This is a genomic window from Amycolatopsis sp. NPDC045836, from assembly GCF_056431745.1.
In genome coordinates, this window is record NZ_JBWKKF010000006.1 from 387579 (window position 1) to 405648 (window position 18070).

At 72.6% G+C, this 18070-nt stretch carries 22 protein-coding genes; 8 read left to right on the top strand and 14 right to left on the bottom strand.

What is annotated here, in order from left to right; genetic code table 11:
• Positions 1 to 21 precede the first annotated feature (21 nt).
• A complete protein-coding gene (locus tag AC07EG_RS13970; RefSeq protein ID WP_478253450.1) occupies positions 22 to 705 on the top strand; it encodes an ABC transporter permease in 684 nt (227 codons plus the stop codon).
• Positions 702 to 1436 carry an ABC transporter permease gene (locus AC07EG_RS13975; RefSeq protein WP_478253451.1) on the top strand — a complete coding sequence of 245 codons (735 nt, stop codon included), beginning with the start codon at positions 702 to 704 and terminating at the stop codon, positions 1434 to 1436. The genes AC07EG_RS13970 and AC07EG_RS13975 overlap by 4 nt, the downstream gene beginning before the upstream one ends.
• Here AC07EG_RS13975 and AC07EG_RS13980 read toward each other — a convergent pair.
• The 6 genes from AC07EG_RS13980 to AC07EG_RS14005 form a co-directional block, all read right to left on the bottom strand.
• On the bottom strand, positions 1390 to 2697 hold the full coding sequence (locus AC07EG_RS13980; RefSeq protein WP_478253452.1) for an aromatic amino acid lyase: 1308 nt from the start codon (positions 2695 to 2697) through the stop codon (positions 1390 to 1392). The two genes, AC07EG_RS13975 and AC07EG_RS13980, sit on opposite strands and share 47 nt — an antisense overlap.
• Positions 2694 to 3701, bottom strand: coding sequence for an ornithine cyclodeaminase family protein (locus AC07EG_RS13985; protein WP_478253453.1), 1008 nt, complete (start codon positions 3699 to 3701; stop codon positions 2694 to 2696). The genes AC07EG_RS13980 and AC07EG_RS13985 overlap by 4 nt, the downstream gene beginning before the upstream one ends.
• Positions 3698 to 4240, bottom strand: coding sequence for a YbaK/EbsC family protein (locus tag AC07EG_RS13990; RefSeq protein WP_478253454.1), 543 nt, complete (start codon positions 4238 to 4240; stop codon positions 3698 to 3700). Before AC07EG_RS13990 ends, AC07EG_RS13985 begins: the two co-directional genes overlap by 4 nt.
• 123 nt (positions 4241 to 4363) lie before the next feature.
• Positions 4364 to 4660, bottom strand: a complete 297-nt coding sequence (locus AC07EG_RS13995) for a DUF2516 family protein (protein ID WP_478253455.1) — start codon at positions 4658 to 4660, stop codon at positions 4364 to 4366.
• An 82-nt stretch (positions 4661 to 4742) separates the two neighbouring features.
• Positions 4743 to 5444, bottom strand: coding sequence for a hypothetical protein (locus tag AC07EG_RS14000; protein WP_478253456.1), 702 nt, complete (start codon positions 5442 to 5444; stop codon positions 4743 to 4745).
• Positions 5445 to 5446: 2 nt separating this feature from the next.
• Positions 5447 to 5827 (bottom strand): helix-turn-helix domain-containing protein, encoded by a 381-nt coding sequence (locus AC07EG_RS14005; RefSeq protein ID WP_478253523.1) that lies wholly within the window; start codon positions 5825 to 5827, stop codon positions 5447 to 5449.
• A gap of 144 nt (positions 5828 to 5971) precedes the next feature.
• On the opposite strand from AC07EG_RS14005, the gene tgmC reads away from it, so the two are divergent.
• A complete protein-coding gene (gene tgmC / locus AC07EG_RS14010; protein WP_478253457.1) occupies positions 5972 to 7123 on the top strand; it encodes an ATP-grasp peptide maturase system methyltransferase in 1152 nt (383 codons plus the stop codon).
• Here tgmC and AC07EG_RS14015 read toward each other — a convergent pair.
• The 3 genes from AC07EG_RS14015 to AC07EG_RS14025 are packed head-to-tail and all read right to left on the bottom strand — an operon-like array spanning position 7112 to position 8562.
• Positions 7112 to 7747: an AAA family ATPase gene (locus AC07EG_RS14015; RefSeq protein WP_478253458.1), complete on the bottom strand. Its 636-nt coding sequence runs from the start codon at positions 7745 to 7747 to the stop codon at positions 7112 to 7114. The genes tgmC and AC07EG_RS14015 overlap by 12 nt on opposite strands.
• Positions 7748 to 8155 (bottom strand): TFIIB-type zinc ribbon-containing protein, encoded by a 408-nt coding sequence (locus AC07EG_RS14020; protein WP_478253459.1) that lies wholly within the window; start codon positions 8153 to 8155, stop codon positions 7748 to 7750.
• A 41-nt stretch (positions 8156 to 8196) separates the two neighbouring features.
• Positions 8197 to 8562, bottom strand: a complete 366-nt coding sequence (locus AC07EG_RS14025) for a VOC family protein (protein ID WP_478253460.1) — start codon at positions 8560 to 8562, stop codon at positions 8197 to 8199.
• A gap of 77 nt (positions 8563 to 8639) precedes the next feature.
• Between AC07EG_RS14025 and AC07EG_RS14030 the strand changes: the two genes are divergently transcribed.
• Complete coding sequence (locus AC07EG_RS14030; protein ID WP_478253461.1) at positions 8640 to 9116, top strand: CGNR zinc finger domain-containing protein; 477 nt, start codon at positions 8640 to 8642, stop codon at positions 9114 to 9116.
• 358 nt (positions 9117 to 9474) lie between these two features.
• Here the strand turns inward: AC07EG_RS14030 and AC07EG_RS14035 are convergent, their stop codons facing one another.
• Positions 9475 to 10761: a DUF445 domain-containing protein gene (locus tag AC07EG_RS14035; protein ID WP_478253462.1), complete on the bottom strand. Its 1287-nt coding sequence runs from the start codon at positions 10759 to 10761 to the stop codon at positions 9475 to 9477.
• Between the two features lie 29 nt (positions 10762 to 10790).
• Between AC07EG_RS14035 and AC07EG_RS14040 the strand changes: the two genes are divergently transcribed.
• Entirely contained in the window at positions 10791 to 11957 is a 1167-nt protein-coding gene (locus tag AC07EG_RS14040; protein WP_478253463.1) for a pyridoxal phosphate-dependent aminotransferase, read from the top strand.
• Here the strand turns inward: AC07EG_RS14040 and AC07EG_RS14045 are convergent.
• Positions 11946 to 12494, bottom strand: a complete 549-nt coding sequence (locus AC07EG_RS14045) for an RNA polymerase sigma factor (RefSeq protein WP_478253464.1) — start codon at positions 12492 to 12494, stop codon at positions 11946 to 11948. The two genes, AC07EG_RS14040 and AC07EG_RS14045, sit on opposite strands and share 12 nt — an antisense overlap.
• A 328-nt stretch (positions 12495 to 12822) precedes the next feature.
• Between AC07EG_RS14045 and AC07EG_RS14050 the strand changes: the two genes are divergently transcribed.
• Entirely contained in the window at positions 12823 to 13953 is a 1131-nt protein-coding gene (locus tag AC07EG_RS14050) for a hypothetical protein (protein WP_478253465.1), read from the top strand.
• Positions 13954 to 14358: 405 nt separating this feature from the next.
• On the opposite strand, the gene yczR is transcribed toward AC07EG_RS14050, so the two are convergent.
• Entirely contained in the window at positions 14359 to 15801 is a 1443-nt protein-coding gene (gene yczR / locus AC07EG_RS14055) for a MocR-like transcription factor YczR (RefSeq protein WP_478253466.1), read from the bottom strand.
• A gap of 61 nt (positions 15802 to 15862) precedes the next feature.
• Here yczR and yczE point away from each other — a divergent pair, with 61 nt between their 5' ends.
• Entirely contained in the window at positions 15863 to 16489 is a 627-nt protein-coding gene (gene yczE / locus AC07EG_RS14060) for a membrane protein YczE (protein WP_478253467.1), read from the top strand.
• On the opposite strand, the gene AC07EG_RS14065 is transcribed toward yczE, so the two are convergent.
• Positions 16486 to 17034, bottom strand: a complete 549-nt coding sequence (locus tag AC07EG_RS14065) for a Clp protease N-terminal domain-containing protein (protein ID WP_478253468.1) — start codon at positions 17032 to 17034, stop codon at positions 16486 to 16488. The two genes, yczE and AC07EG_RS14065, sit on opposite strands and share 4 nt — an antisense overlap.
• Position 17035: 1 nt before the next feature.
• A complete protein-coding gene (locus AC07EG_RS14070) occupies positions 17036 to 17245 on the bottom strand; it encodes an RNA polymerase sigma factor sigma-70 region 4 domain-containing protein (protein ID WP_113695664.1) in 210 nt (69 codons plus the stop codon).
• Positions 17246 to 17307: 62 nt separating this feature from the next.
• Here AC07EG_RS14070 and AC07EG_RS14075 point away from each other — a divergent pair, with 62 nt between their 5' ends.
• The gene (locus tag AC07EG_RS14075) at positions 17308 to 18069 is read left to right on the top strand and encodes a hypothetical protein (protein WP_478253469.1); all 762 of its coding nucleotides are present in this window, start codon (positions 17308 to 17310) and stop codon (positions 18067 to 18069) included.
• Position 18070: the final 1 nt, after the last annotated feature.

The window sequence follows — 18070 nt, forward strand, 5'->3', positions numbered from 1 at the left end:
CGTTCGGGGTAGGCTCACGCGGTGCGAACACCCTTCGCAGCTCAGAGCGACCGGCCGATCTTCGAATGGCGCTGGGTCGAGCGCAACGCGGACAACATCGTCACCCGCTTCACCGAGCACCTCTCCCTGACCGCCACCGCGCTCGGCGCCGGCCTGGTGCTCTCCGTCGGACTGGCCGTGCTCTCCCTGCGCTGGCGCTGGTTCTACCCGGTGGCGCTGAGCGCGGCCGGAGCGCTGTACGTGATCCCCAGCCTCGGCGCCTTCGCGCTGCTGGTGCCGTTCACCGGGCTGTCGTTCACCACCGCGGTCATCCCGCTGGCCACCTACACGCTGCTCATCCTGGTCCGCAACATCGTCACCGGTGTGCGGCAGGTGCCGGCCGAGGTCCGCGAAGCCGCCGTCGGCATGGGCTTCACCAGGGCGGACCTGCTGTTCCGGGTGGAGCTGCCGCTGGCGCTGCCGGTGGTGATCGCCGGGCTGCGGGTGGCCGCGGTGACCACCATCGGCCTGGTCACCGTGACCTCCATGCTGGGCATGGGCGGCCTCGGTTTCTTCATCCGCCAGGGCATCCAGACCACCACGCCGAACCCGACCGCGATCATCGTCGGCATCGGCCTGTCCATCCTGCTCGCCGTGCTGGTCGACCTGCTGCTGTGGCTGAGCGAACGCGCACTCGCGCCCTGGACGCGGAAGGCCGGCCGATGACCGTGTTCGACCAGCTCGCCGCCTGGTTCGGCCAACCTGGCCGCTGGAGCTTCACCGATCCGGCGGGCATCCCGTACCGCACGGTCGAGCACCTGACCTTCTCCGTGTTGTCGCTGGTGATCGCCGCGGTGCTGACCATTCCGCTGGCGCTGTGGCTGGCGCACTACCGCCGGGCCGCGTTCCTCGCCTCCAGCGCGGTCAACATCGGCCGCGCGGTGCCGAGCTTCGGGTTGATCATCCTGTGCTGGTTCCTGGCCAGCCGCTGGGAGGTGGACACCACCTTCTGGCCCCTGCTGGTCGCGCTGGTCGCGCTCGCGCTGCCACCGCTGTTCACCAACACCTACGCCGGGGTGAGCAGCCTCGACCAGGCGCCGGTGGACGCCGCTCGCGGCACCGGGTACACCGAGGGCCAGCTCATGCTGCGCATCGAACTGCCACTGGCCCTGCCGGTGGTGCTGGCCGGGGCGCGCGTGGCGTTCCTGCAGCTGGTGGCCACCGTGGCGATCGGCGCGATCGTGAACGACGGCGGCGGCCTCGGGCGCTACATCGTCGACGGCTTCGCGCAGGGCGCCGGCGGTTACGGCGAAATCCTCGGCGGCGGGATCGCGGTGATCGTGCTCGCGCTGGCCTGCGAAGCCGCGTTCTCGCTGATCACCCGGTTCTCGGTGCCGCGCGGGCTGCGGGTCAGCCGGACCGAACTGCCGGGTCGCGCCAAGGCGACCACCGCCTGACCAGCCGTTCGACCTCCGGCCCCAGCGGCCGGTCCTCGGTCAGCGGTTCGATCAGCGGGCTCGGTCCACCACGCAGGAAAGCCGCCTGCGACAGGCCGATGTGCGCACAGGCGGTGATCGTCAGCAGGCGCTCGACGGCCTCCCGCAGTTGCTCCCCGGCCGCACACGCAAACGCTTGCACGTCCTCCTGACCGCCGGACGTGTCGATGGAGCCGAGCGTGGCGGGGGTGGTGAGCCGTCGCAGCGCGTGCAGTTCACCGACGGCCCGCTTGTGCAGCGGCGTCAGCCCGGCCTGCGGTCCGGGGTCCACGGCCAGCTGCGGGTTCAGCCCGCTGAAGCGCTCGTCGAGCAGCCGGTGCAGCCGCTGCACGCCGATCTCCCCGACGTGCGCGAGCGCCGCGCTCACCGCGTCCATCCGCAGGCCCAGGTCCACGGCGTGGAAGGCGTCCGTGGAGACGAACTCGCCGCCGACGTGGGCGGGCGAATCGGTGACGGCGAAGGTGCGTTCGACCTCCTCCGCCAACTCGGCCAGCACCCGCCGGGCATGGGCGACCGCCCGCGCCCCCACCCGCACGGAGACCGGCGGCTGCACGACGCCCGGCCGCACCGGGAACTCCGCCGCCTCGACCAGGTCGAGCACCCGGCTCGCCTCGGCCCCACGGAGGATCGCGTGCGCGGTGGCGAGCGGTGCGCCCTGGATGAAGGTCAGCCCCTCCTTCGGACCGGGTGCGTACGGCTCGGCACCCCGATCCGCGAGCGCGTCCGCCGCCGACCGCCCGTCGAGCATTCGGCCGATGCCGAGAAAGGTCTGGAAGGCGTGGCTCAACGGGATGATCTCGCCCGCACAACCGATCCCGTCCCGCGGCACGGCCGGGACGAACCCGTCGCCGAGGCGGTCCACCAGGAACGACACGGCCTCGGCGCTCGCTCCGGTGGACGGCAGCAGCAGGCCACGCAGCCGCACCGCGAACAACGCGCGGACGTCGCGTTCCGGCAGCCACGGCGGTCCGCCGACGGCCCGGCCGATCAGCAGCCGCCGCTGGTGCCCGGCCTGCGCCTCGGCGGAGAGCACCACGTCGACCATGCGCCCCATGCCGGTGTTCACCCCGTAGACCGGGCGGGCGGCGGTGGTCAGCGCGTCGAGCACCCGTGCGCGGTTCGCCGCCACCGACGCCAGCAGCTCGGGCGCCAGATCGACCCGTTTCCCTTCGGCCACCGCGATGATCGCCGCGGCGTCGAGGTCCTCCGGAGCGGTGATCATCGGTACGGCAGCATGGTGCCGACGTCGGCGGCCTCGGCGCGCTCCAGGATCATGTTCGCCACGGAAAGGTCCGTTGTGGACAGTCCACGGTGCCAGAACAGGATGCGCTCGCCGTCGTGCTCCCGGCCGGGTCGCTTGCCGGCCACCACCTCGCCGATCTCGGCGTGCACCCGGTCCTCGGTCAGCAGCCCGGCGTCGAGCTGCGGCCGCAACGCCCCGAACCGGGGGTTCCCCGAACGCGATTCACGCCAGTTGTCCACCACGACCTTGTCCACCGCGTCGAGCAGGTCCAGTTCCAGCGCGCTGATCGTGCCGTACGGCACCAGGAAGCTGCCCGGGCGCAGGACCTCCTTGCGCACCAGCGGTTCCGGTTCGACCAGCCGGGACGCCTCGACCATGATGTCCGCGCCGTCCAGGGTGTCCGCCGCGTTGTCGAGCACCCGCACCGGCTTGCCGAGGTGCTTGCTCAACCGCTCCCCGAACGCCTCGCGCGATTCCGGCCGCTTGCTGGTCACCCGGATCTCGGCGAAGTCGAACAGCGAGTCCAGCAGCACCACGTTCCACCAGGCGGTGCCCCGCGCACCGATGTGCCCGAGCACCCCGGCGTCCCGGCGCGCCAGGTGCTTCGCGCCGACCGCGGTCATCGCACCGGTGCGCGCGTCGGTGATCATGGTGCCGTCGACGATCGCCCTCGGCATCCCGGTGTCCGGGTCGAGCAGCAGGATCAACGCCATTTCGCTGGGCAGCCCGCGCTCGAAGTTGCCGACGAAGTCGCCGACCACCTTGACTCCGCTGACCCGCTGCGCCGACAGGTGCCCGCGCAGCACGTTGAAGTGACCCTTGCCACCGTTGTCGGGCACCAGGTGCGTGCGCGGCTCGAAGACCACGCGGTCGTTGCCGTGGTCGTGCAGCACGTCCTCGACCGCGCCGACGATGTCCGCGCCGGTCACGCCGAGCGAATCGATGTCGGCGGCGTTGAGGTAGCGCAGCCAGACCGGGGTCACCTGCCCAGGCCCTCGATGACCTCCGCACCGGGCAGGGCGGCGAGCAGCGCCCCGGACACGAGCAGCTTGCTGCCGCGGATGCCGCTGCCGATCACCAGCTCGGGTGCCTCGGCCACGGCCCGGTCGACCAGGATCGGCCAGCCCCCCGGCAGGCCGACCGGGGTGATGCCGCCGTACTCCATGCCGGTCAGCTCCACCGCCTCGGCCATCGGCGCGAAACTGGCCTTGCGCACGTCGAGGCGGCGCTTGATGACGTTGTTCACATCCGCGCGGGTGGTGGCGAGCACCATCGCGGCGGCGTAGCGGACCTCGCCGGCGCGCTTGCCGGAGACCACCACGCAGTTGGCGGAGGCGGCGAGCGGGGAGCCGTACGCCTCGCAGAAGGCGGCGGTGTCGGCGAGCTCGGGATCGATGGCGGCGACGCCCACCTGCCCGTCGATCGCAGCCAGTGCCTCGGCCACGGGCTCGGCGAGCAGTTCGGTGCGCTGCGCAGCCGGTTCGACGGACAGGGAACCGGCGATCGTCCAGGTCTGGGTCACCCCGCCAGACTAGCCGCGCGAAGCGCGTCCGTTGAGGGCGGCGGCGGGCGAGGGGCCGGCCAGACTAGCCGCGCGAAGCGCGTCCGTTGAGGGCGGCGGTGGGCGAGGGGCCGGCCAGACTGTTCACCAGTTGTGGCCGCCGCGCTGGACCTCGATCAGCTTCGGCCGGACGTCCACTATGTAGACCAGGGAGGCGACCAGCCCGGCCAGCCAGAAGATCATGCCGGGGCCGTAGAAGCCGAACAACGCCATGGCCGCCGTGCTGCCGCCGGTGATGGCCATCCAGATCGGCTTGGTCTTGCGGTCGGCCGCGGTGTAGGCGTCGGCCCGCTGGGTCAGCGAGTGCAGGAAGGCGAACGCGCCCGCCACCACCCCGGCCCAGTGGATGATGTCGACGATCCAGGCTGCGATTAACGGCACGCTGCCAGGGTACGGCAAACCGGGCGAACGGCTCAGGCCCCGGCACCTCGCGGGTGCCGGGGCCCGATGGGGACCGGTGACCCTACTTGTCGGTCTTCGGGGTCGCGGAGTTGCTGCTCTTCTTGGCGGTGCCGCTGCCGGTGGCGGTGGTCCCGCGCGGGGTGGCGGCCGGCTTCGGCGAGGTGCGATTGGCGGCCTTGCGGCTCGCGCTGCGGACCTCGTGCGCCACGTCGTCGCCCAACTCCTCGACGGTCTCGGCGGCTTCGTCGGCGACCCGCTCCACCCGGCGGGCGGTCTTCTCACCCACGGAACGGGTCTTGCGGGTCACCTTGCCCAGCACGTCCTCGACGCGCTCACGGGTCTCGACGCTGACGCCCTCGACGCGCTCGGACGCCGTGTGCACGGCCTCCTCCAGCTGGTCGATGGCCTTCTTGACCTGCGGCTGGGCGGCGAAGCGGTCCCACGCCTGCTCACCGGACTCGGCCAGCTTGTGGTACAGCTTCAGCGCGGCCTCGGTGTACTCGTCGATCACCTTGCGCAGCTCGGCCGGGTCCAGCTTCTCGCGGAGGCTCTCCACGTCGTGGGGCAGCTCCTCGAGGTTCTTGCGGGCGGTCTCGCTGCTCTCGCTCACCCGGGCCTTGGCCTTGTTCACCGCGTCGGCCACGGCTTCGGCGGCCAGGTTGCCCGCGCCCAGCGCGGCGAGCAGCGGGGTGCGCACCTGCTCCAGCGCGGTGTTGAGGTTCTTGCGGGCTTCTTCGGTGCGGTTGGTGGTGGGGGTGCTCATGCTCACTCCTCGGCTGGTGGCTTGGCGGTCGCCTCCGCCACGCGGTTCTCTCGGCGGAACGACTCGTACACGTCGAGCAGGACCTGCTTCTGCCGCTCGGTCAGCTCGGTGTCGGCGCGGATGGCGTCGCCGACCGGGCCGCCCTTCGGCAGGTCGAGGATTCCGGCCTGCACGTAGAGCGCCTCGGCGGAGATGCGCAGGCCCTTCGCGATCTGCTGCAGGATCTCCGCGCTCGGCTTGCGCACGCCGCGCTCGATCTGGCTGAGGTACGGGTTGGACACCCCGGCGAGCTTCGACAGCTGGCGCAGCGAGATCTTCGCGCTGTTGCGCTGCTGGCGGATGTACTCGCCGATGTCGGAAGCGATGTCCGCGACCTTCTCCATCGGCTTGCTGTGCTCGCCCTGGTCGGTCATCCGCCCGAACCCCTCCTCTCGACACCACCGACGCTACGCCGCGGTGCTAGCTATTGCAAGCACTCTGCTTGCAACCATCGGGTGAGCTCTGCCTCACCGCGTTAACCTGGGTCGATGGCCCTGAACCGGCGTGCCGCGCTGACCTCCCGGATGCGGCGGTCGGGTGCGCTGCACGAGCCCGCCTGGCTCGCCGCGTTCGGCTCGGTGCCCCGGGAGACCTTCCTCAGCCGGTTCTTCGTGCCGACCGGCGGTGGCTGGCGCGCGGTGGCCCGCGGGGACGACGACTGGCTCGACCACGTCTACACCGACCAGGTGCTGGTCACCCAGCTCGACGGCGACGAGTCCGCCTGGGACCGGGCGCGGGCGGGCGGCGCGGTGCCCGGCACGCCGACCTGCTCCTCCAGCATGCCCACGATCATGGCGATCATGCTCGAGGAGCTGCGCACCACCGACGGCACGCGGGTGCTCGAGATCGGCACCGGCACCGGGTACAACACCGCCCTGCTGTGCCACCGCCTCGGCGACGCGAACGTGTCCACTGTGGACATCGACGGAGCACTGGTGCGCACGGCCACCGCCGCCCTCGCCGCAGCCGGGTACCAGCCGGAGTGCGTCACCGGCGACGGCGCGCTCGGCCTGCCCGGCGGTGCCCCGTACGACCGCGTGCTGTGCACCTGCGCGGTCTCCGGCATCCCGCCGGCCTGGGTGGCGCAGACCCGGCCGGGCGGACTGGTGCTCACCACGCTGAACCGGCCGATCGGCGCCGGTCTGGTGCGCCTGGTCGCCGAGGAGGGCACGAGGGCGCACGGGCGGGTGCTGCCGCAGGACGGCCGGTTCATGCCGCTGCGGGCCCACCGGCTCACCGACCCCGACACCCTGCTGGCGGAGGTGCGCGACGCCGAACCGCGCAAGCGGCACCGGACCTCGCTGCCGGTGTCCGCGGTGCTCAGCCCGTCGAGCCCGCTGGAGTTCTTCGCCGGTCTGGAACTGGCGGGCGTCCTCCCGGCGTACCCGGGCGACGCGGGCGTGGTCTACCTGCTGCACCCGGACGGCTCGTGGGTGCGGCACACCGAGCAGCACGGGCGGTACGTGGTGGCGCAGGGCGGACCGCGGAACCTGTGGGACCTCGCCGAGCAGGCCCGCGTCCGCTGGCGCAAGCTCGGCAAACCGGGTCGCGCGCGGTTCGGCGTGACCGTCGACGGCGACCACCAGGAGTTCTGGCTGGACGACCCGGACAGCCCGCACCGGTGGCCGCTAGCCGGGTAGCCGCGCCTCGACCCAGGCGCAGGCGTGGTCCACGGCCTCGTCGATGGTGGCGCCGGTGGTGTCGAACAACTCCACCGGCGGGTCCAGGGTGGCCGCCGAGCCGCGGAGCCAGTCGTTGAACTCCAGCATCTCCGCGATCCGCGGCTCGTCCCACTCCCGCCAGGCCGGCCGGGCGCGCAGGCGCTTGGCCAGCGCCTCCGGTTCGGCGACGAACGCCAGGTAGTGGATGCCGTCGAAGTAGGCGCGTTCGGGCAGCGGCTCGAACTCCGGGGGCGCGACCGTGCCGCAGAGCACCACCGGGCGCCCGCTCTGGTGGATCATCGCGGCCATCCGCAGCCAGGTGGAGCGGAAGGCGCCGGTGCCGTAGCCGTCCGGCGAGCTCTCGCGCAGCACCCCGGTCCAGAGCACGTCCTGCTCCAGCGCGACCACCCGGCTGCCCAGCCGCGCGGCCAGCCGCGGTCCGACGGTGGACTTGCCGGCGCCGCTGGGCCCGGTGAGCGCGAACAACGGCAACCGGCGGAAGGTCCAGCGGTGGCCGCAGCGGGCGCACTCCAGCTGCCGGGTGGTGGTGACCGGGTGGTCGTCCCGGTCACCGCACCCCGGGCAGATCTTCAGGTCGAGCACTCAGTCGAAGAGGTTCTCGAGGAAGCTCTTCCGGCGCTTGTGGCCGTGCCCGCCGTAGGCACGCGGCGAGTCGCCGTAACCGTGCCCGCCGCGGTAACCGCGGGGCGAGTCCGAGTAACCGTGACCGCCGTACGGCCGCGGCGAGTCACCGTGTCCACCGCGGAACGGCTTCGGCGAATCCCCGTGCCCGCCCCGGAACGGCTTCGGCGAGTCGCCGTAGCGCGGTGCGTGGCCTCCCCCGTACGGCGGCGGGGCGCCGTGGCCGCTGTAGTAGGAGCCCTCGGCCGCGACGATCTGCTCGAGTTCACCGCGGTCGAGGAAGATGCCGCGGCAGCCGTCGCACTGTTCGAGGTGGACGCCGTTCTTGTCGAGCGTCCTCATCTGGTTCTGGCACTTCGGACAAATCACGTGTCACAGCCTACGCATAACCGCCCCCGCATGGGTGAGCCTCAACACGCGCAGAGGCAGAACGGGTGGCCGGCCGGGTCGGCGTAGACGCGGAAGGCGTCGTTGCTGTCGTCGAGCAGGCGGGCACCGAGGCGCAGCGCGCGCTCGTGCGCGGCTTCCAGGTCGGTCACGGTCAGGTCGAGGTGGAACTGCTGCGGCTTCTTGGCGGACGGCCACTCGGGGGCGCGGAAGTCGGCCACCCGCTGGAACTCGATCTTGGGGCCGCCGACCGGGTTGGGCAGGCTCATCCACCGCTCGTCGCCGTCGGCGTCCGGCCAGTCGAGCAGCCTGGCGTAGAAGGTGGCCAGTTCGGGCGCGTCGGCGCAGTCGAGCACGACCGAGCCGAAGGCGGGTACCGCGGTGGTCATGGCGTTCCTTCCCGTTGGAGTAACCAGCGTTGCCATTATGGCGGTTAGTGCCGGAGGTCACAACCTACACTGGGTGTGTGCGCACCACCACGGAAGCCGACGTCACGCTGGTGCTCGACTTCCTCAACACCCTCGACGTCGATTCGGGCGCCGACGCGCTGGAAACCGCGGACGCGTGGCGGGCCTGGGCGGCGGCGCGGGACCTGCGGCCGGGCCCGGTGGGGGAGGCGCGGGCCGCCCGTTCGTCCCTGCGCTCGGTGGCCGGGGACCCGGAGGCCGCGGGCGGTGCGTTCGACGCGCCCGTGCGCGTGGAAGTGACCCCGGCGGGGGCGGCGCTGGTGGCGGACACGGCGATCGGCTCGGTGCTGGCCGCCACGGCCCGGCTCTCGCTGCTCGGGGAGTTCGAGCGGATCAAGATCTGCCCCGCGGGCAACTGCCGGTGGGCGTTCTACGACCGCTCGCGGAACCGTTCGCGTTCGTGGTGCTCGATGAGCGCCTGTGGAAACCGGGAGAAGGCGCGGGCCTGGCGCCGGCGCAGCACCCCCCGGCCGTGAGGCCGTACCACATTGTCCACCCCTGTGGACAACCCGGGGGATAACTCGGCTTTCTGTGGATAACTCCGGGTGAGAAACGCCCCCCAGACGGCTCTCAACGACCACTCGGGTGAGGCCGGCGGAAACACCGTCCTCACCCAGCCTGGTTCGGTGCCGGCACCCAGCTCACCGCAGCCGCCCCGCTCCCACCACTCGAACCGCACGCCTCAGTGACCCCGGTTCGCGCAGCAGCCTCAGCTCACCCAGCTGACTTGCGAGTCGAAACTCCGCGGGCTGCCCCGTTCAGGCGCCGGACCGCGTTCGGGCGACCTCGCGGACCGCCGGTGGGCGCCGCGCTCCCCCGGAAGCCCCCGCGAACCTAGAACAGCACCTGCGCCAGCGTGTAGATCAGCAGCCCGGCCAGCGCCCCCACCACCGTGCCGTTGATCCGGATGAACTGCAGGTCCCGTCCCACCTGCAGCTCGATCTTCCGCGACGTCTCCTCCGCGTCCCACCGCTCCACGGTGTCGGTGATGATCGTGGTGATCTCGGTCGAGTAGTTCAGCACCACGTGGGCCGCCGCACCCTCGATCCAGCCGTCGACCTTGGCCCGCAGGGCGTCGTCGGTGACCAGCTTCTCGCCCAGGCTCAGGAGGCCGTCGCGCACGCGTTTGCGCAGTTCGCTCGACGGGTCCTCGGCGGCGGTCAGCAGCATGCCCTTCGCCGTCGCCCACGCCGAGCCGATCAGCTTCTGCACCTCCTGGTGCTCGATCACCTGCTGCTTGACCTGCTCCGCGCGCTCCATCGTCTTCGGATCGGTCTGCAGGTCCTGCGCGAACTCCGCGAGGAACTTGTCCAGCGACAACCGCATCGGGTGGTTCACGTCGGTCTTGATGGCCCAGGCGAACGACAGCACCTCGCCGTAGACCTTGTCCGCCAGCATCTCGTCGACGAACTTCGGCGACCAGCTCGGCGCCCGGTCCGAGACCACCCGCAGCATCGACGTGTGGTTGTCCCGCACCCACTCGTACCCGCGGTCGCACAGCAGGTCGACCAGCTTGTGGTGCGCCCCGTCGGCGAACACCGAGGCCAGCAGCCTGCCCAGCGGCGGTCCCCACGGCCGGTCCAGCAGGCGCTTCGCCACGGCCTGCTCGACCACCGCCTGCACGTCGTCGTCCCGCAGCACGGTCACCGCCCCGCGCAGCACCGTGGCCAGCTCCGAGGTGACCCGCTCGGCGTTCTCCGGCTGCGAAAGCCAGCCCCCGAACCGCGAGGCGATGCCGACCCGGCGCAGCTTGTCCCGGACCACCGCCTCGGACAGGAAGTTGCTGCCGACGAACTCACCGAGGCTCTTGCCCAGCACGTCCTTCTTGTTCGGGATGATCGCCGTGTGCGGGATCTTGATCCCCAGCGGGTGCCGGAACAGCGCGGTGACGGCGAACCAGTCGGCCAGCGCGCCGACCATGCCCGCCTCGGCGGCCGCCCGGACGTACCCGACCCACCCCGGCCAGCCCGCCGACTGCGCCCAGCTCGACAGCAGGAAGAGCACGAACGCGCCACCCAGGAAGGACAGCGCGACCAGTTTCATCTTCCGCAACCCGGCGCGCTTGGCCGCCTCGCCTGCCAGCCCACCCGGGGGATCAGCGGGTGTCGTCAGTTGCTCCACACCGCCATTCTCCGTGAAGATTCACCCTCGTGCGCGAACCAGCTCTCGTCCCACGCCTGCAGCCGTTCACTTCGACCATCTTCGCCGAGATGACCGCGCTGGCGGTGTCCACCGGCGCGGTCAACCTCGGCCAGGGCTTCCCGGACACCGACGGCCCGGCCGCGATGCTCGACGCGGCCAAGGACGCCCTGTTCGGCGGCGCCAACCAGTACCCGCCGGGCCCCGGGCGGCCGGAGCTGCGCCGCGCGATCAGCGCCCACCGCGCCCGCTACGGCCTCGAGTACGACCCCGACCGCGAGATCCTCGTCACGGCCGGCGCCACCGAGGCGATCGCGGCCAGCCTGCTGGCGCTCACCGAGCCCGGCGACGAGGTGATCGTGATCGAGCCGTACTACGACTCCTACGCCGCCGCCGTCGCGCTCGCCGGGGCCACCCGCCGGGTGGTCTCACTGGTCGAGCGGGACGGCCGGTTCGCGCTGGACCCCGAGGCCGTGCGCGCCGCGATCACCCCGAAGACCCGCGCGGTGCTGGTCAACTCCCCGCACAACCCGACCGGCACCGTGTTCACCCGCGCCGAACTGGCCGCCCTCGCCGACCTCTGCGTGCGGCACGACCTGCTCGCCATCACCGACGAGGTCTACGAGCACCTGGTCTTCGACGACGCCGAGCACCTGCCGCTGGCCGGTTTCCCCGGGATGCGCGAGCGCACGGTCGCCATCTCCAGCGCCGGGAAGACGTTCAACTGCACCGGCTGGAAGATCGGCTGGGTCTGCTCGACGCCGGAACTGGTGGGCGCGGTGAAGGCGGCCAAGCAGTTCATCACCTTCGTCTCCGGCGGTCCGCTGCAGCCCGCCGTGGCCTACGCGCTGGAGCACGAGCTGGACTGGGTGGAACAGCTGCGCACGTCGCTGGCTGGCAAGCGGGACCGGCTCGCCGCCGGGCTGGCCGAGGCCGGGTTCGCCGTGCGGCCCAGCGCGGGCACCTACTTCATCTGCGCCGACGTCCGGCCGCTCGGCTTCACCGACGCCGCCGAACTGGCCTGGCAGCTGCCGGAACGGGTGGGCGTGGCGGCCGTGCCGGTCAAGGTGTTCACCGATCACCCGGACGAGTGGCAGCACGTGCTGCGGTTCGCGTTCTGCAAACGGGACGAGGTGCTCGACGAGGCGATCGAACGCCTGCACAAGTTATCGGTGTAACCCTTCAGCGACGCACAACCGGCGCATCCGGTCGAAGCACCGCCGCCGCAGCGGGCCGACGCTGCCGGTCGCGATGCCCAGTGCGGCCGCGAGCTGGGCGTGCGTCAGCTCGGGGCGGTCGGCGAGCAGGCACAGCAGCAGCCGGTGCCGGTCCGGCAGCCGCCGCACCAGGCCCCAGAAGGCGCGCCGCCGCTCGACGTCGAGCACCTGGGCTTCCGGGGTCGGCGCGGCGTCGGGGCGGTCCGGCAGCACGCAGAGCACTTCGCGACGGCGGCAGGCGAGCAGGCGCAGCGCGTGGCGGCGGGCGGTGGTGACCAGCCAGCCGGGCAGCCGCGCCGGTTCGCGGACGGTGCCGAGGCGGGCGGCCAGCGCGAGCCAGGTGTCCTGGCCGACGTCCCAGGCGTCGGCGTCGCCGAGCCGGTGGGCCCGCGCGACCCGCAGCGCCAGCCGCAAGCAGGCGCGGGCCAGCAGGTCCAGCGCACCGCGTTCGCCGGTGCGCGCCCGCGGCACCACGCCGCCGAAGTCCAATCCGGACACCGTGCTCCCCCTTCCGCGGGCCGATGACGTCCGGCGGATCAGACGACACGCTCGGCGGGCCGGATCCGGGAAATGCGGGCCGGGAACCGGATCGGGTAGTTACACTCGGTACGATCAGGTGATCAACGGTGTGTGATCGACGGTCCACGGAGAGCCACCAGTGCCGGTGGCTTCGTTCCGCCTTCCGGGGTGGATCGCCTGCGATCGGGATGAAACACTGCACACGAATGCTAGAAATAAGGCGAACCCGGGGGTCCGTCGCAGCGATCGCTTCCCCCGTCCCCAGCGAACCGACGATCTTCCGGGTACCCGGGCCAGGACGGTGGTGATGGCGGTGCAGAGCACGACGAACCCGGAGCACCGCTCCGCCTTCGCCGCGCTCACGCGCCGCGCGCTGGTCACCGCCGGGCTCACCGTCGCGGGCGCCGCGCTCACCCTCGCCTTCGGTTCGGTCGCCCAGGCCGACGACAGCAGCACCACCACCAGCGGCACCGGCCAGACCACCACCACGGCCGCGGTCACCACGGCGAGCCCGGCCAGCCCGGCGAGCACCGAGGCCCACGCCGCCGAACCGGCCGCCCCCGAACCGGTGGCCGGACCACAGCCCGAGCCCGAGCCGGTTCCGCCGGCCCAGCCGGCGAAGAAGACCAAGTACACCGCGCCACCGGTCACCTCGGCGAGCGAGGTGATGGCCCCCATGACCACCATGGCCCCCATGGCCGCCGTGACCACCATGGCCGCCGAAGCGGAGGTCCCCGCCGCGCCGAAGCCGTCCGGTGGCCTGCTCGGCGGGCTGGTCGACACCGTGGGCGGGGTGCTCGACGCGGTCACCACCACCGTCACCACCACGGTCGGCTCGGTGGGCGACGCGGTGCTCAAGCCGATCCTCGCGCCGATCATCCGGCCGATCGACCACTGCCCCGGTCCCGACGCCGTGGTGACCCTGCCCGAACTGGACAACGGCGTCGACGCCTGGCCCGCGCCCGTCACCGCGGACTCGCGCGGCACCACCGGCACGGTGGCCGCGCCCGAGGTGCTGGCGGCGCTGCAGAAGGCTGCTGCCGGTGAGACCGGCGAAACCACGGTCGAGGTGGCCGAGCCCGTCCGGGCCGCTCCGGCGGTCCACGAGGTGACCACGGTCACCGCCGTCGCCAAGCCCAGATCCGCGCCCCCACCGGCGGTGACCGCTTCCGACGACCAGGATTCCAACGTGCGCGCCGGCACCGGTGGTGGCAGCGCGCCCGGCGGCAGTGCGCCGCCGTCCACCCCGTGCGCACCGCCCGCGGGGCACTCCGCGTCCGCCCACCCGGGTCAGGACAACAACGGTGGCCGGGGCCACCTCGGCGTGCTGACCTCCTCGGACAGCACCACCCAGCTCCGGCTGATCGGCACCAGCCGCGACCACGCGGCCGACGGTGCGGGCAGGGACGCCGCCCTGCCGACCACCTCACCCGACTGACCCGGACCGGTCCCGCGGGGAGAACTGCGCTCAGTTCAAGATCAACTTCTCCCGCGTTGCGCCGTTCGGAGTCCGTTCCATACCGCCAATCGGTGGGGTTTTTCTCATGCACCCAAGTCTTCCCGTTCGGCCGACCGCGCCCGGCCGGTTCGGGACCCGGCCCCGGCGTCGCACTGCCCCTGTGGCGCCGGGGCCCACACCCGGCACGTACCCGGTGCCGCTGCTCACCGCGCCGAGCAGCGGCGACCACCGGGTGCGCGCCGGCTAGGCCGCGCGCTTCCCGGCACGTCGAGGGGCTGTGCCGGGAAGCCGCCGCGGCCGTGCGGCCGGTGCGCTGGATTCCATCGCCGTTTCACCTCCCTGGAAGCGACGGAGCAGATCCAGCGCACCGGCCGCGTTGTGTTTTCAGGCCACCGGCACGTCCAGCCCGGACCGGCCACCACCGCGGACGGCGGCGGCCGCGGTGCTCAGCCGCCGCACCGCGTCGTGGATCTGCTCGGCGGGCAGCGCGAAGGGCAGGCGCAACCGGCGTTCCAGCCCGCCGTGCACGCCGAACCGCGAGCCGGGCGCGATCTGCAGGCCGTGGTTGGCCGCGGTCACCGCGAGCCGGGTGCTCATCGGCTCGGGCAGCCTGCACCAGACGGACAAGCCACCGGACGGCACGCGGAACTCCCAGTCCGGGCAGTACCACCGCAGGGCGCCGACCAGTGCGTCCCGCCGGTCGCGCAGCTCCGCCCGGCGCTCGTCCAGCCGGGACCGCGGATCGGCCAGGAGTTCCGCGAAGACCAGCTGTTCCAGCACCGGCGACCCGAGGTCCACCGCGTACCGCGCCGACCGCAGCCGCCCGAGCAGTTCCTCCGGTGCCCGCAGCCAGCCGATCCGCAGGCCGCCCCAGTGCGATTTGGCCGCCGAGCCGATGGTGATCGTCCAGTCCGGCGCGAACCGGCCCAGCGGCGGCGGGCCGTCCAGCGGATCGCCTTCGAGGTCCAGTTCGACCAGCGTTTCGTCGACCACCGCCGGGGTGCGTGCCCGGCTGAGCAGCGAGCCGAGCCGCTCGCGCCCGGCCGCGTCGAGCCGGTGGCCGGTCGGGTTGTGGAAGTCGACCACCAGGTACGCCAGCCGGGGTGCCGCCTGCCGCAGCACCGCCTCGATGCCGTCGAGGTCCCAGCCGTCGTCACCGAGCGCGACCGGCACCGGCGTGGCGTGCACCCCGCGGATCGCCTCCAGCGCGTTCGGATAGGTGGGCTGCTCGACCAGCACCCGGTCACCCGGACCGGCGAGCATGCGCAGGGCCAGCACGAAGGCGTGGTGGGCACCGTTGGTGACCATCACCTCGCCGGGGCTGGTCGGCAGGCCGCGGGCGGTGAACCGGGCCGCCAGGCGCTCCCGCAGCAGCGGCACGCCCTGGTCGAGATAGCCGTGTTCGGGCAGTTCCGCGGCCAGCAGGTGCCGGGCGGCGTCCACCGCGGGCATCAGCCCGGCCACCGCGGGCGGGGCGGCACGGGCGAAGTCGATCAGGCCGCGTCCCAGCGGTTCCGGGTCCAGCCGCGGCTTGCGCGGCGAGGTGATCCACGACCCGGAACCGCGGCGGCTGGCCACCAGCCCGTCCTCCCGCAGCCGGTCCAGCGCGGCGCCGACCATGGTCCGGCTGGCCCCGAGCGCTTCGGCCAGTTCGCGTTCCGCGGGCAGCCGGGTGCCGAGCGGGAGCTGGCCGTCGAACACCTGCAGTTCGATGGCGGCAGCCAGATCCGCCGCGCCCTGCCGGGAACCGCGTTTGCGCCACACGCCCAGCATGGCGGCCAGTCGCTGCCCCGATACCCGTCCACCCGGTGGGATCGCCTGATTCACCAGGCCAATTATTGCCGATTGGTCATGGTGGAACCAGCCACTTCTCCTGATAGTAGGACGTGTGGCCCAGTTGGAACTGCACCCCGTCAAGGCGTCCGTCGCCCCCGCCCGCCGCTTCCCGCAGCTGATCGGCGGGCTGGCGCTCTACGGCGCGAGCATGGCGATGCTCACTCGAGCCGGTCTCGGGCTGGACCCGTGGGACGTGCTGCACGAGGGCGTGATGAAGCAGATCGGGCTGTCGTTCGGCCTGGTCACCGGGCTCGCCTCGCTGGTCGTGCTGCTGCTGTGGATCCCGCTGCGGCAGCGGCCCGGTGTCGGCACCGTGCTCAACGTGCTGATCATCTCGGTCACCGTGGACGCGGTGCGGCTGGTGCTGCCCGATCAGCACACCCTGGGCTGGCAGGTGGTCCTGCTGGTCGGCGGGGTGGTGCTGAACGCGCTGGCCACCGCCACCTACGTCGGCGCCCGCCTCGGCCCCGGCCCGCGCGACGGGCTGATGACCGGGCTGGCCGCCCGCACCGGGTGGTCGGTGCGCCTGGTGCGGACGCTGATCGAGGTGGCCGTGCTGGCCGGCGGCTTCCTGCTCGGCGGCACCGTCGGGATCGGCACCGTGCTCTACGCGATCTCGATCGGCCCGCTCACCCAGTGGATGCTCGGTTACGTGGTCTGGCGGCCGCGCACGAGTTAGGCGCTGCGCCGGCGGGACAGCGCCAGGCGGACGACCGCGTGGTCGATGCCGTGCGCGGCGAGCTGGTCGGCGGCGAGTCCCGGCGAAACGGTCAGCGCGAGCAGCAGGTGCTCGGTGCCGATGTGCCGGTCGCCGATCTCCAGCGCCTCGCGCAGGCTCCGTTCCAGCGCCGACTTCGCGGCCCGGTTGAACGGCAGGTGCCCACCCCACCGGCGGCGGCGCGGTCCCCCGCCTGCCAGCGCGTACTCGCCGTGTGACCGCTCGACCGCGTCGACGATCTTGAACACGTCGATGCCCAGCCGCTCCAGCGCTTCGGTGTCGGCGTCGCTGAGGCCGCCGCGTCGCCGGATCTCGTCGAACTGCGCGGCCAGCGCGGCCCGGTCCGGCAGCCGCTCGGCGAGCAGGTCCGCGATCGGACCGGCGGCGTTGCCGCGCAGCGCGATCAGCAGGTGCTCCGGGCCGATCTCCGGGCTGCCCGCTTCCCGCGCCGCCTCCTGCGCGCCGACCACCGTGTGCTTGGCCTCGGCGGTGAACCGTTCGAACATCTCAGCTCCTCCCGTACTTCTTGTGCACGGCCTGGCGGGTCACACCCAGCTCGCCGGCGATCTCCTGCCACGACCAGCCGTGCACCCGCGCACTGCGCACCTGCACCGCTTCGAGTTGTTCCAGCAACCGGCGGAGCGCCGCGACAGCCCGCAACCCCACCCGGGGGTCGCGGTCACCCGCCCGCTCGGCCAGATCCGTCGCTTCCGTCATGGTGTCAATGTAGGTTGACAAGCCGGAATTGTCAACCGTCGTTGACATCTATCGTCTGGCGCATGCCCGTGATCGAACTCGCCGAACAGGACGGCGTTGGCGCGGACGGGGTGCCGCGCCCGAGCGAGGACCACGTCGTGGTCCTGGACAACGCGGTGGTGCTGCTGGACGGCGCCACCGCCCCGAGCCCCGAACTGCCCAGCGGCGGCTGGTACGCCGGACTGCTCTCCGCCCGGCTGGCGGACGGCCTGCGTGCGGCCCCCGAAGCCGAGCTGGCGGCCGTGCTCGCCGCGTCGATCGCCGCGGTGGCCGAGGAGAACGGGCTGCGGCCCGGCGCTTCCCCGTCCAGCACGGTGGCCGTGGTGCGCTGGACCGAGGACCGGCTCGACGGGCTGGTGCTCGCGGACAGCCCGGTGGTGGTGTTCACCGGCAGCGGCCGGGAACTGCTCGCCGACGACCGGATCGCCGACCTGCGCGGCAACGGCCAGCTCCAGACCGGGCAGGACGTCCGGTCGCGGCGCAACGCCGACGGCGGGTTCTGGGTGGCCGAGGCCGATCCCGCCGCGGCGCACCGGGCGGTCACCGCGAGCTGGCCGCTGGCGGTGGTGGACACCGTGCTGATGGCCACCGACGGCGTGGCCACCGGGGTGGACGACTACCGGTTGTTCGACTGGCCGCGCGTGCGTTCGCTGGCACGCGAGCACGGGGCGCACGCCGTGCTCAAGGCGGTGCGGGAGGCCGAAGAGGCCGATCCGCACGGCGTTCGCTGGCCGCGCCCGAAGCGGCACGACGACCAGGCGCTCGTGGTGCTGGAGTTCCGCTAGT